The 13751-nt window shown below is 72.2% G+C and carries 12 protein-coding genes; all 12 read left to right on the forward strand.

The window, feature by feature from the left end:
• The first annotated feature begins 11 nt into the window (after positions 1 to 11).
• The gene (argJ, locus tag J0911_RS03740; protein WP_207274129.1) at positions 12 to 1193 is read left to right on the forward strand and encodes a bifunctional glutamate N-acetyltransferase/amino-acid acetyltransferase ArgJ; all 1182 of its coding nucleotides are present in this window, start codon (positions 12 to 14) and stop codon (positions 1191 to 1193) included.
• Positions 1190 to 2155, forward strand: a complete 966-nt coding sequence (argB, locus tag J0911_RS03745) for an acetylglutamate kinase (RefSeq protein ID WP_207274130.1) — start codon at positions 1190 to 1192, stop codon at positions 2153 to 2155. Before argJ ends, argB begins: the two co-directional genes overlap by 4 nt.
• Entirely contained in the window at positions 2152 to 3567 is a 1416-nt protein-coding gene (locus J0911_RS03750; protein WP_207274131.1) for an acetylornithine transaminase, read from the forward strand. The genes argB and J0911_RS03750 overlap by 4 nt, the downstream gene beginning before the upstream one ends.
• The gene (argF, locus tag J0911_RS03755; protein ID WP_207274132.1) at positions 3564 to 4514 is read left to right on the forward strand and encodes an ornithine carbamoyltransferase; all 951 of its coding nucleotides are present in this window, start codon (positions 3564 to 3566) and stop codon (positions 4512 to 4514) included. The genes J0911_RS03750 and argF overlap by 4 nt, the downstream gene beginning before the upstream one ends.
• Positions 4511 to 5080: an arginine repressor gene (locus J0911_RS03760; RefSeq protein ID WP_207274133.1), complete on the forward strand. Its 570-nt coding sequence runs from the start codon at positions 4511 to 4513 to the stop codon at positions 5078 to 5080. The genes argF and J0911_RS03760 overlap by 4 nt, the downstream gene beginning before the upstream one ends.
• A 61-nt stretch (positions 5081 to 5141) precedes the next feature.
• The gene (locus tag J0911_RS03765; RefSeq protein WP_207274134.1) at positions 5142 to 6359 is read left to right on the forward strand and encodes an argininosuccinate synthase; all 1218 of its coding nucleotides are present in this window, start codon (positions 5142 to 5144) and stop codon (positions 6357 to 6359) included.
• Positions 6356 to 7978 carry an argininosuccinate lyase gene (gene argH / locus J0911_RS03770; protein WP_242636254.1) on the forward strand — a complete coding sequence of 541 codons (1623 nt, stop codon included), beginning with the start codon at positions 6356 to 6358 and terminating at the stop codon, positions 7976 to 7978. Before J0911_RS03765 ends, argH begins: the two co-directional genes overlap by 4 nt.
• Entirely contained in the window at positions 7975 to 8538 is a 564-nt protein-coding gene (locus J0911_RS03775) for an AAA family ATPase (protein ID WP_207274135.1), read from the forward strand. Before argH ends, J0911_RS03775 begins: the two co-directional genes overlap by 4 nt.
• Before the next feature lie 160 nt (positions 8539 to 8698).
• A complete protein-coding gene (locus tag J0911_RS03780; protein ID WP_207274136.1) occupies positions 8699 to 9079 on the forward strand; it encodes a PadR family transcriptional regulator in 381 nt (126 codons plus the stop codon).
• A complete protein-coding gene (locus tag J0911_RS03785; protein WP_207274137.1) occupies positions 9079 to 10500 on the forward strand; it encodes a permease prefix domain 1-containing protein in 1422 nt (473 codons plus the stop codon). The genes J0911_RS03780 and J0911_RS03785 overlap by 1 nt, the downstream gene beginning before the upstream one ends.
• Before the next feature lie 97 nt (positions 10501 to 10597).
• Positions 10598 to 11290 carry a DNA-3-methyladenine glycosylase gene (locus J0911_RS03790; RefSeq protein ID WP_307864896.1) on the forward strand — a complete coding sequence of 231 codons (693 nt, stop codon included), beginning with the start codon at positions 10598 to 10600 and terminating at the stop codon, positions 11288 to 11290.
• A 202-nt stretch (positions 11291 to 11492) separates the two neighbouring features.
• Positions 11493 to 13742 (forward strand): esterase-like activity of phytase family protein, encoded by a 2250-nt coding sequence (locus J0911_RS03795; RefSeq protein ID WP_207274138.1) that lies wholly within the window; start codon positions 11493 to 11495, stop codon positions 13740 to 13742.
• Positions 13743 to 13751 lie beyond the last annotated feature (9 nt).

The following is a 13751-nucleotide window of genomic DNA, read 5'->3' on the forward strand; positions in this document are numbered from 1 at the left end:
GGAGGAGCACAGTGAGCGTCACCGCCGCCCGGGGGTTCCGGGCCGCCGGCATCACCGCCGGGCTCAAGGCATCGGGCAAGCCGGATCTCGCGCTCGTCGTCAACGACGGGCCGCGGTTCGACGCCGCCGCCGTCTTCACGTCCAACCGGGTCGTGGGTGCCCCGGTCCTGTGGTCGCGCCAGGCCGTCAAGGACGGTACGGCGCGTGCCGTGGTGCTCAACTCCGGCTCGGCCAACGTCTGCACCGGGCCTGGCGGGTTCCAGGACGCGCACGCGACCGCCGAGGCGGTCGCCGGCGGTCTCGGCATCGGCGCGATCGACGTCCTCGTCGCCTCGACCGGCGTGATCGGCGTGCGCCTGGCACGAGAGAAACTCCTCGCGGGTATCCCCGTCGTGACGGACGCCCTCACGGACGACTCCGCGGCCGGTGCGGCCGCCGCGGCCGCGATCATGACCACCGACACGGTGTCGAAGACCGCGACGCGGACCGTCGAGACGCCGGACGGTGTGGTCACGGTGGGGGGCATGGCCAAGGGGGCCGGGATGCTCGCCCCGGCACTGGCCACGATGCTGTGCGTGATCACCACGGACGCCGTCGTCCCGCACGAGCGGGCCGATGCCGCGCTCCGGCACGCCACCCGCACCACCTTCGACCGCGTCGACTCCGACGGCTGCCAGTCCACGTCGGACACGGTGGTCCTGATGGCCTCCGGCGCCTCGGGGGTGGCCCCGGACCCGAAGGCGCTCGCGGCCGCCGTCCAGGACGTCTGCGCCGACCTCGCCCGGCAGCTGCTCGCCGACGCCGAGGGTGCCGCCCACGACATCGCCATCACCGTGCGGAACGCGACCACCGAGGACGCGGCGCTCGCCGTCGCCCGAGCGGTGTCACGCTCCAACCTGGTCAAGACCGCGATCTACGGCAACGACCCGAACTGGGGGCGCATCCTCGCCCAGGTCGGGACGGTTCCGGAGGAGGTCGCGCCCTTCGATCCCGAGGCGCTCGACATCTACGTCAACTCCGTAAAAGTGTGCCAAGCGGGCGGCGCGCACGAGCCGCCGGACAAGGTCGACCTCGCCTCGTCCCGCGAAACGGCGATCGAGATCGACCTGCACGCCGGCGCGGCAGAGGTCACCCTCTGGACCAACGACCTCACGCACGCGTACGTCGAAGAGAACAGCGCGTACACCTCATGACGGGCATCTCGAACAGCGCGGTCCTCGCCTCCCTGACCGCGGACCAGAAGGCGGAGGTCCTCGTCGAGGCGCTGCCCTGGCTCCAGGAGTTCGCGGGCGCCCTCGTCGTGATCAAGTACGGCGGCAACGCCATGGTCCGCGACGACCTCAAGGCGGCGTTCGCCCAGGACATGGTGTTCCTGCGGCAGGTGGGCCTGAAGCCGGTCGTCGTGCACGGCGGCGGCCCGCAGATCAACGCGATGCTCGAGCGGCTCGGCATCGAGTCCGAGTTCCAGGGCGGCCTGCGCGTCACGACGCCCGAGACCATGGAGGTGGTGCGCATGGTGCTCACCGGCCAGGTCTCGCGCGAACTCGTCGGGCTCATCAACGCCCACGGGCCGAACGCCGTGGGACTGAGCGGCGAGGACGGCGGCCTGCTCGGCGCCGCCCGGCGGCACGCGACGGTCGACGGCGAGCCGGTCGACGTCGGCCTGGTGGGTGACGTGGTGCAGGTCGACCCGCGCGCGGTCCAGGATCTGCTGGACGCCGGCCGTATCCCCGTGGTGTCCACCATCGCACCTGACGTGACCGACCCGACGCAGGTCCTCAACGTCAACGCCGACACCGCGGCGAGCGCCCTGGCGGTGGCGCTGGGCGCGAAGAAGCTGATCGTGCTCACCGACGTGGAGGGTCTGTACACGGCGTGGCCGGACAAGGACTCGCTGGTCGAGCAGATCACCGCGCCGCAGCTGCGCGCGCTGCTGCCGCACCTGGCCTCGGGGATGATCCCGAAGATGGAGGCCTGCCTGCGGGCGGTGGACGGTGGCGTGCCACGCGCGACGGTGATCGACGGCAGGCAGCCGCACAGCGTGCTGCTCGAGGTCTTCACGGCGCGCGGGAACGGGACGATGGTGGTGCCGGTGCCGTCGGGCGACCTGCCGGGGACGGAACACGAGGAGATGTCGAGGGTGGTGTCGGAATGAGCGATCTGACGACGGCGGGCGCCGGGTCGCCGCCTGTGACGCGGGGCGCGGTGGAGTCCGGCGGCTTGACGGGCGCGGCGTGGACGGAGCGTTACACCGGTGCGGTGATGGACACGTTCGGACCGCCGCAGCGTGTGCTCGTGCGGGGCGACGGCGCGTACGTGTGGGACGCGGACGGGAAGCGGTACCTGGACCTGCTGGCCGGGATCGCCGTGAACTCGCTCGGGCACGCCCATCCGACGTTGACGGCGGCGATCAGCGCGCAGCTGGGCACGTTGGGGCACACGTCCAACTTCTTCGGGACGCCGGCGCAGATCTCGCTGGCCGAGCGTCTCCTCGCGCTGGCCGGTGCGCCCGCGGGGTCGCGGGTGTTCTTCACGAACTCGGGCACGGAGGCCCTGGAGGCGGCGTTCAAGATGACGCGGCGGGTGCCCGTCTCGTCGTCCGCGGGCACGGTCGTGTCCGGTGTGCCGGACGGCTCGGGGCCGGTCCCGGGCAGAGGCCGGTCCGGCGGCTGCCGTACCCGCGTCCTCGCGCTGGAGGGCGGGTTCCACGGACGGTCGATGGGTGCTCTCGCGCTGACGCACAAGGCCGCGTACCGCGAGCCGTTCGAGCCGCTCCCGGCTGGTGTGGAGCATCTGCCGTTCGGCGACGCGGCGGCGCTGGAGGCGGCGTTCGCCCCGGACGCGGTCGCGGAACGCGGTGAGGTGGCGGCGTTCGTCGCGGAGCCGCTGCAGGGTGAGGCCGGTGTGCGCCCGCTGCCGCCCGGATATCTGGCGCTCGCGCGCCGGCTTACGCGGGAGCACGGAGCGTTGCTCGTCCTGGACGAGGTGCAGACAGGGGTCGGCCGGACCGGGGAGTGGTTCGCCTTCCAGCACCCGGACATCCTGGGGCCCGCCGATGCCGGTCCGGCCGGCGCGGACGTCCTGCCCGACGTGGTGACGCTCGCGAAGGGGCTGGGCGGGGGCTTCCCCGTCGGCGCGGTCATCGCCTTCGGCGACGAGCCCGCACGACTGCTGGGGCGGGGGCAGCACGGTTCGACGTTCGGCGGCAATCCGGTCGCGTCCGCCGCCGGACTGGCGACCCTCGGGGTGATCGAACGGGACGGCCTGCTCGCTCAGGTGCGCGAGACGGGTGAACTGCTGCGTCGTGAGATCGAGGGCAGCGGAAACCCGCTGATCTCGGGGGTGCGGGGGCGTGGCCTCCTGCTCGCGGTCCAGCTCTCCCGGCCCGTGGCCCAGACGGTCGTGGCCCGTGCGCTGGAGGCGGGGTTCATCGTGAACGCCGTCGCACCCGACGCCGTCCGTCTCGCTCCGCCACTGACCCTGACAGCCGACCAGGCCCGCGAGGCCGCCGCGTTCTTCGCGGCGCTGCCGTCCTCGCCGGCAGAGGACATCGAGGAGGCCTCATGACCGTCCGCCACTTCCTGGCCGACGACGACCTCACGCCCACGGAGCAGCGCACGGTCCTCGATCTCGCCATGACGCTGCGCGCCGACCGGCTCGCTCGCCGGCCGTTGGAGGGGCGGCGCGACACACCGGGTGCCGTCGCGTTCATCACGGACAAGCCCACGCTGCGTACCCAGCTCTCGTTCGCGGGCGCGATCGCGGATCTGGGCGGGCATCCGATCGTCGTGGACGGCAACCTGGCGCAGATCGGCAAGCGGGAGTCGGTCGAGGACACCGCGCGGGTGCTGGGCCGGCAGGTCGCCGCGATCGTGTGGCGCACCTACGGACAGGACCGGCTCGAGACCATGGCGGCGCACGCCGGGGTTCCCGTGGTCAATGCCCTGACCGATGCCTACCACCCCTGCCAGATCCTGGCGGACCTGGTCACGGTCGCGCAGCACCGCGGGGGAGTGGCAGCGCTGCCGGGCACGACCCTGGCGTACGTGGGCGACGCGGGAAACAACATGGCGGCCTCCTACCTGCTCGGCGGCGCCACCGCAGGCCTCCACGTGCGGATCGCCGGCCCCGCCGGCTTCCAGCCGGACGCCGAGGTGCTCGCCCGCGCCGCACGGATCGCCGGGTCCACCGGCGGGTCGGTCACCTCGGTCACCGATCCGGCCGAGGCGGTGGCCGCGGCGGACGTCGTCGCCACGGACACGTGGGTGTCCATGGGGGACGACGCTGCCGGGCGCGAGACGGTGTTCGAGCCGTACCAGGTGAACTCCCGGCTGCTCGCCGGTGCGGCTCCGGACGCGATCGTGCTCCACTGCCTGCCGGCCTACCGGGGCAAGGAGATCACCGAGGAGGTCCTCGAGGGGCCTCGCAGTGTCGTCTGGGACGAGGCCGAGAACCGCCTGCACGCCCAGAAGGCTCTGCTCGCCTGGCTCCTGGCGGAAGGGAGGCGCGAATGACGGGTAACCCACCGCCGTCCGGCCGGCCGGTCGCCGACCAGGCGTGGGGCGGCGGCACCCCCACCGCGACCGCCACGGTCCCGGCCACGAAGGCCGCACGGCACGCGCGCATCCTGGACATCATCGCCCACACCGCGATCCGGTCCCAGGCCGACCTGGCCAGGGCGCTCGCGGGTCATGGCGTGAAGGTCACCCAGGGCACCTTGTCCCGTGACCTCATCGAGCTGCGTGCCGAGAAGGTGCGCGGCGCCGATGGTTCGCTGGTCTACGCCGTGCCCGGCGAGGGCGGGGACCGCAGCGTGCAGGCCGACCAGGATGCCGAATACCTGGCCGCCCGGCTCGCACGGCTGGCCACCGAGCTCCTCGTCTCGGCGGAGGCGTCCGGCAACCAGGTGGTGCTGCGCACCCCGCCGGGTGCCGCGCAGTACCTGGCCTCCGCGATCGACCACTCCCTGTTCCCCGGCGTGCTCGGCACCATCGCCGGGGACGACACCATCCTCGTGATCGCCCGGGACGCCGACGGCGGCACGGAGCTCGCCCAGCGCCTGCTCGCCCTGTCCGCCTGACGGTGTCTCCCGGACCCGCCTGCTCGAACCGAAACCAACGAACCACGGAAGAGAAGAACCAATGACCGAACGCGTCGTGCTCGCCTACTCGGGTGGCCTGGACACCTCCGTCGCCATCGGCTGGATCGGTGAGGCCACCGGTGCCGAGGTCGTCGCCATGGCCGTCGATGTCGGCCAGGGTGGCGAGGACCTCAACGTCATCCGCAAGCGCGCGCTGGACTGCGGCGCGGTCGAGGCGTACGTCGCCGACGCCCGCGAGGAGTTCGCCGACGAGTACTGCATGCCGGCCCTGCAGGCCAACGGCTTGTACCTGGACAAGTACCCCCTCGTGTCCGCGATCTCCCGCCCCCTGATCGTCAAGCATCTCGCCCGTGCCGCCCGCAAGTTCGGCGCCACCACCGTGGCGCACGGCTGCACGGGCAAGGGCAACGACCAGGTGCGTTTCGAGGTCGCCACCACCTCGCTCGCCCCGGACCTGAAGACGATCGCCCCCGTGCGCGACCTTGCGCTCACCCGCGAGAAGGCCATCGAGTACGCCGAGAAGCACGACCTGCCGATCGCCACCACCAAGAGCAACCCGTTCTCCATCGACCAGAACGTCTGGGGTCGCGCCGTGGAGACCGGCTTCCTCGAAGACATCTGGAACGAGCCCACCAAGGACGTGTACTCCTACACGGACGACCCGACCTTCCCGCCCGTCGCCGACGAGGTCACCATCACCTTCGAGCAGGGCGTCCCCGTCGCGATCGACGGCGTCGCCGTCACCCCGCTCCAGGCGATCCAGGAGATGAACCGCCGCGCCGGCGCGCACGGCGTCGGCCGGATCGACATCGTCGAGGACCGGCTCGTGGGCATCAAGTCCCGTGAGATCTACGAGGCGCCCGGCGCCATGGCGCTCATCGCCGCCCACCAGGAGCTGGAGAACGTCACCGTCGAGCGCGAGCAGATGCGCTTCAAGAGGCAGGTCGAGCAGCGCTGGACCGAGCTCGTGTACGACGGCATGTGGTTCAGCCCCCTGAAGAAGTCTCTCGACGCCTTCGTCCTGGACACGCAGAAGTACGTCTCCGGCGACATCCGCATGGTCCTGCACGGCGGCCGCGCCACCGTGACCGGCCGCCGCTCCGACTCGTCGCTGTACGACTTCGGCCTCGCCACCTACGACGAGGGCGACACGTTCGACCAGTCGCACGCGAAGGGCTTCATCGAGATCTACGGCCTCGCCGCCAAGCAGGCCGCCGCTCGCGACGCGAAGTTCGGCAACGCGGAGGACCTCGGATGAGCGGCTCCGTCCCGCCGCCCGGCGGCGCCACCCCGCCCGGCGGTGCCACCCCGCCCGGCGGTGCCACCCCGCCCGGCGGTGCCACCCCGCCCGGTCGCCCCGGGCCCGCGGGCGACGTGGTGCGGGGCGCCGCGCCGGGCGACACGGCCCACGGCACGCAGGTCACGTCCGGCAAGCCGGTCGCCCTGTGGGGCGGCCGGTTCTCCGGTGGCCCCGCCCCGGAGCTCGCGGCCCTGTCGCAGTCGACCCACTTCGACTGGAAGCTCGCCGGTTACGACATCGCCGGTTCCCGGGCACACGCGCGCGTCCTGCACGCGGCCGGTCTGCTGACCGACGACGAGCTCGCCGGCATGGACGACGCGCTCGACGTCCTGCTCGCGGACGTCGAGTCCGGGGCCTTCCTGCCGGTCCTCGCAGACGAGGACGTGCACACCGCGCTCGAACGAGGCCTCATCGAGCGCGCCGGGGACGATCTCGGCGGCAAGCTGCGCGCCGGCCGGTCCCGGAACGACCAGATCGCCACCCAGGTGCGCATGTACCTGCGTGACCACGCACGCGTCATCGCCGCCCAGGTGCTCGACCTCGTCGACGCGCTCATCGAGCAGTCCGTGGCGGCGGGCTCCGTACCCCTGCCCGGCCGCACGCATCTGCAGCACGCGCAGCCGGTGCTGCTCGCCCACCACCTGCTCGCGCACGCCTGGCCGCTGCTGCGGGACGTCGACCGGCTCATCGACTGGGACGTGCGGGCCGCCCGCTCCCCGTACGGATCCGGGGCGCTGGCGGGCTCGTCGCTCGGGCTCGACCCGGCCGCCGTCGCGAGGGACCTGGGCTTCGACGGCCCGGTGGAGAACTCGATCGACGGGACGGCGGCACGGGACGTCGTCGCCGAGTTCGCGTTCGTGGCGGCGATGACCGCCATCGACCTGTCCCGGCTGGCGGAGGAGATCATCCTCTGGAACACGAAGGAGTTCGGGTTCGTCACGCTGGACGACGCCTGGTCCACCGGGTCGAGCATCATGCCGCAGAAGAAGAACCCGGACATCGCCGAGCTCGCCCGGGGCAAGGCCGGCCGCGTGCTGGGCGACCTCACCGGGCTGCTGGCCACCCTGAAGGGCCTCCCGCTCGCGTACAACCGCGACCTGCAGGAGGACAAGGAGCCGGTCTTCGACCAGGTGGAGACGCTCACCGTGCTGCTGCCGGCGTTCACCGGAATGGTCTCCACTCTCACCTTCGACACCGGCCGGATGGCCGAGCTCGCGCCGCAGGGGTTCGCCCTGGCCACGGACGTCGCCGAATGGCTCGTGCGGCAGGGCGTGCCGTTCCGTGTCGCGCACGAGGTCGCCGGTGCGTGCGTGCGCGAGTGCGAGCGTCGCGGCATCGAGCTGTGGGACCTGACCGACGCCGAGCTGGCCGGCATCTCGGAGCACCTCACCCCGCAGGTGCGGACCGTGCTCACGGTCGAGGGATCTCTCGCCTCGCGTGACGCCGTCGGCGGTACCGCACCGGCCCGCGTCACGGAACAGATCGAGCAGGCCAAGGAGCGCTCCACGGAATACCGTCTCTGGGCCCAGCCCCTGGACGACTTCCCCACGCCGGAGCAGCTGCCGGACGACGTATGACCGTCACGCCCGAGGTCCTGGGCGGCCTCCTGGACCGCGTCCGGTCCGTCGACGCACGCCTCGTCTGCGTCGACGGGCCGGCCGGTTCGGGGAAGACGACACTTGCCGCCCAGCTCGCGGACGCGCTCGAGGTGCCCGTCGTGCACATGGACGACCTCTACGAGGGCTGGGAGGCGGGGCCCACCGGCGGCGCGGCGAACCTTCGCCGGTGGGTGCTGGAGCCGTTGGCCGCCGGACGACACGCCCGGTACCGCCGCTACGACTGGGAGGGCGCATGCTGGGCCGAGTGGCACGACGTCCCGCCGTCGGTCCACCTCGTCGTCGAGGGCTGTGGTTCCGCGGCCCGTCAGGTCGACGGCTTTCCCGGTGGCGTCCTGCGCATCTGGGTGGAGGCCGACGACGACGAACGCCTCCGCCGCGGTCTCGCCCGCGACGGCGAGGAGGCTCGTGACCACTGGATCCGCTGGATGAGGGACGAGGGCGACCACTTCGCCCGCGAGCGCACCCGGGAGCGCGCGGACGTCCGCCTGGACGGCTTCGGGGCCGTGTGCACCGACTGACCTGCCGTGCCGTCCGCCTCCGTGCCGTCTGCGTCCGGGCGGCCGCCCACCCTCGTCGTCGTCCCGTCACGCCGGCCACGCCGACCCAACACCTAGATCAACAATGCCTTGCTCTGCTAGGGTTCGAAGCCCTAGCAGTCCTAGGCATTGGAGATCCTGAGTGCACATCGACAAGGACCTGGTCGCGGCGTCGGCGACCCCGCTCGTCCTCGGCATCCTCGCCGACGGCGAGTCGTACGGATACGCGATCCTCAAACGCGTCACCGAACTCTCCGGAGGCCGCATGCAGTGGACCGACGGCATGCTCTACCCCCTGCTCCACCGCCTGGAGAGGCAGGAACTCATCGAGGCGACCTGGGGCACGGCCGACAACGGCCGCCGACGCAAGCACTACGCCATCACCCCGGCCGGACGAGCCGCCCTCGCCGAACGTCAGGAGCAGTGGAGCGTCGTCGCCGAAGCCCTCGAGAAGGTGTGGCGGGACCTGGCCGACGGCGCCACCGGACTCGCCGGCCCCCGGACCGCGGAGGGGTGGGCCTGATGAGCGAGACCCCGCGGAACACCACACAGAGCACCCCGGATCACACGGGCCTCGAGGCCCAGATCGACCAGTGGCGCGGCTTCGTGCGGCGCCGGCGCGCCATCGCCGCGCCCGACATCGAGGAGATGGAGGACCACCTGCGCGAACAGGTCGCGGACCTGAATGCGGGCGGCCTGGACGACGACGAGGCGTTCCTCGTCGCGGTCAAACGCATGGGCAACCTGGACGACGTCTCCCGCGAGTTCGCCCGGGAGCACTCGGACAGACTCTGGAAGCAGCTCGTGCTCTTCCCCGACGCGCCGGCCGGCCAGGCCCCTGGGCGCGGGCTCGGCAGATTCCGCGACCTCGCCGTCCTCCTCTCACTGGCGATCGCCGCCGGCATCGCCCTGAAGATCCTCCTGGCGAACGTCACGGAGGAGACGACCCTCCTGCTCAACGGCCCCTTCCTCGTTCTGCCCTTCCTCGCCGGATACCTCGCCTGGAAGCGCGCCCTCCCGCTCCGTACGGCATCCGTCCTCCTGGCCGCGACCGCCGCACTGGCCCTGATCGTCAACCTGTACCCGTTCGACCTCGGGAACCCGGCCGACCCCTATCCGGAACCCGGCATGACCGTCGTCCTCGCGGGCCTGCACGCGCCCATCGTCCTGTGGCTCCTCGTCGGCGTCGTCTACGCGGCCGGCTCGTGGAGGTCGGACGCGCGCCGCATGGACTACGTCCGCTTCACCGGCGAGCTCCTCGTCTACCTCGCACTCATCCAGCTCGGCGGCATGCTGCTCGTCGGCCTGACCGCCGGCGTGCTCAGCCTGGTCGGCGTCGACTTCGAACCCTTCATCGAGGACTGGCTCCTGCCGTTCGCCCTCCCCGGTGCCCTCATGGTCGCCGCCTGGCTCGTCGAGGCGAAGAAGAGCGTCGTCGAGAACATCGCTCCCGTCCTCGCCCGCGTGTTCACACCGCTCGCGGCCCTCATGCTCCTCGCGATGTTCGTGGCGCTGCTGGCCGGCGGACCGTTCGACGCCGTCGACCGCGAACTCCTCATCCTCATGGACGCCGTGCTGCTGCTCGTGCTCTTCCTGTTGCTGTACTCGATCTCCGCCCGCGACCCCCTCGCGCCGCCCGGGATCTTCGACTGGCTCCAGCTCGTGCTCGTCGGCGCGGCGCTCGCGGTCGACGCGGTCGCCCTGACCGCGATGCTGGTCCGCATCGCGGAGTTCGGCTTCACCGCGAACAAGGTGGCGGCCCTGGGCCTCAACCTGATCCTGCTCGTCCATCTCGCCTGGGCGGGCCGGCTCACCCTCGGGTTCGTGCGCGGCAGCAGAACCTTCGTGGCGACGGAACGCTGGCAGACCAGGTACCTGCCGGTCTACGGGGTGTGGGCACTGGTCGTGACGGTGGTCTTCCCGCCGGTGTTCGGGTTCGCCTGAGAGACCGCAGGCTCCCGGCCCGACCACCCGGCGACGGACCAGCCACTCGACGAGCCCGTCTGCGCGGTCCTGTCCGCCGCACGAGAGAATCACTTCCGTGCGTGAGTTCTTCGACCGGTCCGTCCTTGCCGTCGCCCGTGATCTTCTCGGGGCCCAGCTGACCGTCCGCGGGCCGGGGGGCGCCGTCACCGTGCGACTCACCGAGGTCGAGGCGTACGACGGCGAGTTCGACCCCGGCTCGCACGCCTACCGCGGCCGTACCGCGCGCAACGCGACGATGTTCGGCCCGGGCGGCCACCTGTACGTCTACCGGCACCTGGGCCTGCACCACTGCGCCAACATCGTGTGCGGGCCCGAGGGCAGGCCGTCCGGTGTGCTGCTGCGTGCTGCCGAGGTGACCGGCGGCGTGGAGCTCGCCCGCGAGCGCCGGGCCGCGTCGGGCGTGGTGCGGACCGACCGGGACCTGGCGCGCGGCCCGGCCCGGCTGACCGTGGCGCTGGGGATCGACAGGTCCGACGACGGCGCCGACGTCATGGAACCGGAGGGCCGGATGACGTTGGAGCCGCGGCCCGGATGGCCGTCGCCCGAGGAGACGACGCAGGGCCACGGGCCCGTCGGTGTCCGGACCGGTCCCCGCGTCGGCGTGTCGGGGGAAGGAGGGCGCGCGGACCTGTTCCCCTGGCGCTTCTGGCTCGCCGGTGAGCCCACGGTCAGTGACTACCGGCCGGCGGCCCCGAGACGCAGTCGTACGGCCGCGACGCCGGCTCCAGGCCGGAAGCGGACCACATGACGTGGCGCCGGCCGCCGTGGCAGGGCCGCGTGCTCACGCGCTGTCCCGTGCACTGTCCGGGTGAGCCCGGCCCACGGACCGACGTGGCGCGATGGTGCCGGCCGGCACGTCCGCCCGTGGTCCTGCCGGGCTCGACCAGAGTTCATGACACGGTCGCGTCCGGTACACGCCGATGTCGTCCGGGTGTCCTTGGCTCGTGGACATGAGGACGACACGACGATCCGTACTCCTGCGTGCCGGCGCGGCCGCGTGCGCCGTGGCGGTCACGCTGCCGCTCGCCACCGCCGCGCACGCGGCCGGGGGCCGGCCCGGCCACGACGGGCCGCGCAAGGGCACCCATCTGACGGCGACGCTGGCCGGCCGGGCGACCCTCTCGGCGGACCATCTGGCCGAGGGTCCGCCGTCGGGTGCCGAGGCGGCCGCCGCCAACGGCCGTCAGGGACCGTGGCCGGGGCAGGTCATCCCGGGGTTCTCCGCGATGATCGACAACGGCGACGGGACGTTCTGGGCCCAGCCGGACAACGGGTTCGGGGCGAAGGGCAACTCCTCCGACTTCCTGCTGCGCAACTACCTGGTGCGGCCGGACTGGGACACCGGACGCTCCGGTTCCGGAGAGATCGAGATCCTCGACCACATCACGTACAACGACGCGAACCACGTCCTGGACTTCGAGATCGTCCGCGGGGACACGCGGGAGCGCCTGCTCACGGGTGCCGACTTCGACATCGAGTCCGTGGTCCGAGCCGCCGACGGCACACTCTGGGTGGGTGACGAGTTCGGCCCGTTCCTCCTGCACTTCGCCGCCGACGGCACGCTGCTGGAGCCGCCGGTCGAGTTCCCGGGCGGGCGCTCGCCGCAGAACCCGTACCTGGCCGAGGGCGAGACGCCGGACGTCGCCGCGTCGCGTGGTTTCGAGGCCATGGCGTCGAGCCGCGGTGGCCGCTACCTGTACCCGGTGGTCGAGGGGGCGCTGGCCGGCGACGACGAGCGGCGCCGCCGCTGGATCCACCAGTTCGACACCCGCACCGGCGAGTACACCGATCGGCGCTGGGCGTACGAGACCGACCGGGAGGCCGACGTCATCGGTGACGCGTTCATGACCGGGCGGCACACGATGCTCCTGCTCGAGCGCGACGACTTCCAGGGCGCGGCGTCCGTGGTCAAACGCGTCTACGAGGTCGACCTGCGCACACGGGGCCGTGACGGGTTCGTGCGCAAGGAGCTCGTGCTCGACGCGCTGGGTATCGCCAATCCGCGCGGCATCGACGCCGGTGAGGGCTACGGCCTGGGGGAGACGTTCGGCCTGCCGGTGCAGTCGTTCGAGACGGTCCTGTTCGTCGACCGCGACACCTTGCTCATCGGCAACGACAACAACTATCCGTCCAACGACGCGCGTGTACCGGGCGTGCCGGACGACACCGAGATGGCGCTGGTCGACCTGAGGCGTGAGCGCGTGACGGACGACGGCGTCACCGTCGTCGGTCACCGTGGCGCCTCGGGCTATCGCCCGGAGCACACTCTCGCCGCCTACGAGCAGGCGATCCTGCAGTGCGCGGACTACATCGAGCCGGATCTGGTCCCGACGTCCGACGGCGTGCTGGTGGCCCGGCACGAGAACGAGATCAGCGGTACGACGGACGTCGCCGACCGTCCCGAGTTCGCCGACCGGCGCACCACCAAGACGATCGACGGGAGTGAGATCACCGGCTGGTTCACGGAGGACTTCACGCTCGCCGAGCTGCGCACGCTTCGCGCCACCGAGCGCCTGCCGCAGGACCGTCCGGGCAACACGGCCTTCGACGGCCTGTACCAGGTCCCGACCCTGGACGAGGTGCTCGACCTCGCCCGCAACAGCCGCACCTGCGACGGCGCGCCGGTGGGCGTCTACCCGGAGACGAAGCACCCCACGTACTTCGACTCCGTGGGCCTGTCCCTCGAAGAACCGCTCGTGGCCGAGCTGCGCCGGAACGGCTTCGCCGGCTCCCGTGCTCCGGTCGTCATCCAGTCGTTCGAGGTGGGGAACCTGATCGAGCTCTCCCGCACGACCGACGTGCGGCTCGCGCAGCTCATCGCCGGGTCGGGCGCCCCGTACGATCTCGTCGCCGCCGGCGACGAGCGCACCTACGCGGACCTCGTGACGCCGGAGGGCCTGGCCGACATCGCCCGGTACGCCGACGGCATCGGCGCGTCGAAGGGCGTCCTGATCCCGCGGGACGACGACGGCCGCCTCGCGGGCCCCACGCCGGTCATCGGCGACGCCCACGCCGCGGGCCTCGACGTCCACGGCTGGACGTTCCGGGCCGAGAACCAGTTCCTGCCCACGGACCTGCGCTCCTCCGACGACCCCACGGAGCCGGGTGACCTGGACGCCGAGATCGACGCGTTCCTCGACGCGGGGATGGACGGCTTCTTCACCGACCATCCGGACCTGGGCGCCGCCGCGGTGGAGTGACCACGCCCG

The organism is Myceligenerans salitolerans, from assembly GCF_017349295.1.
GTDB classification, from domain to species: domain Bacteria; phylum Actinomycetota; class Actinomycetes; order Actinomycetales; family Cellulomonadaceae; genus Myceligenerans; species Myceligenerans salitolerans.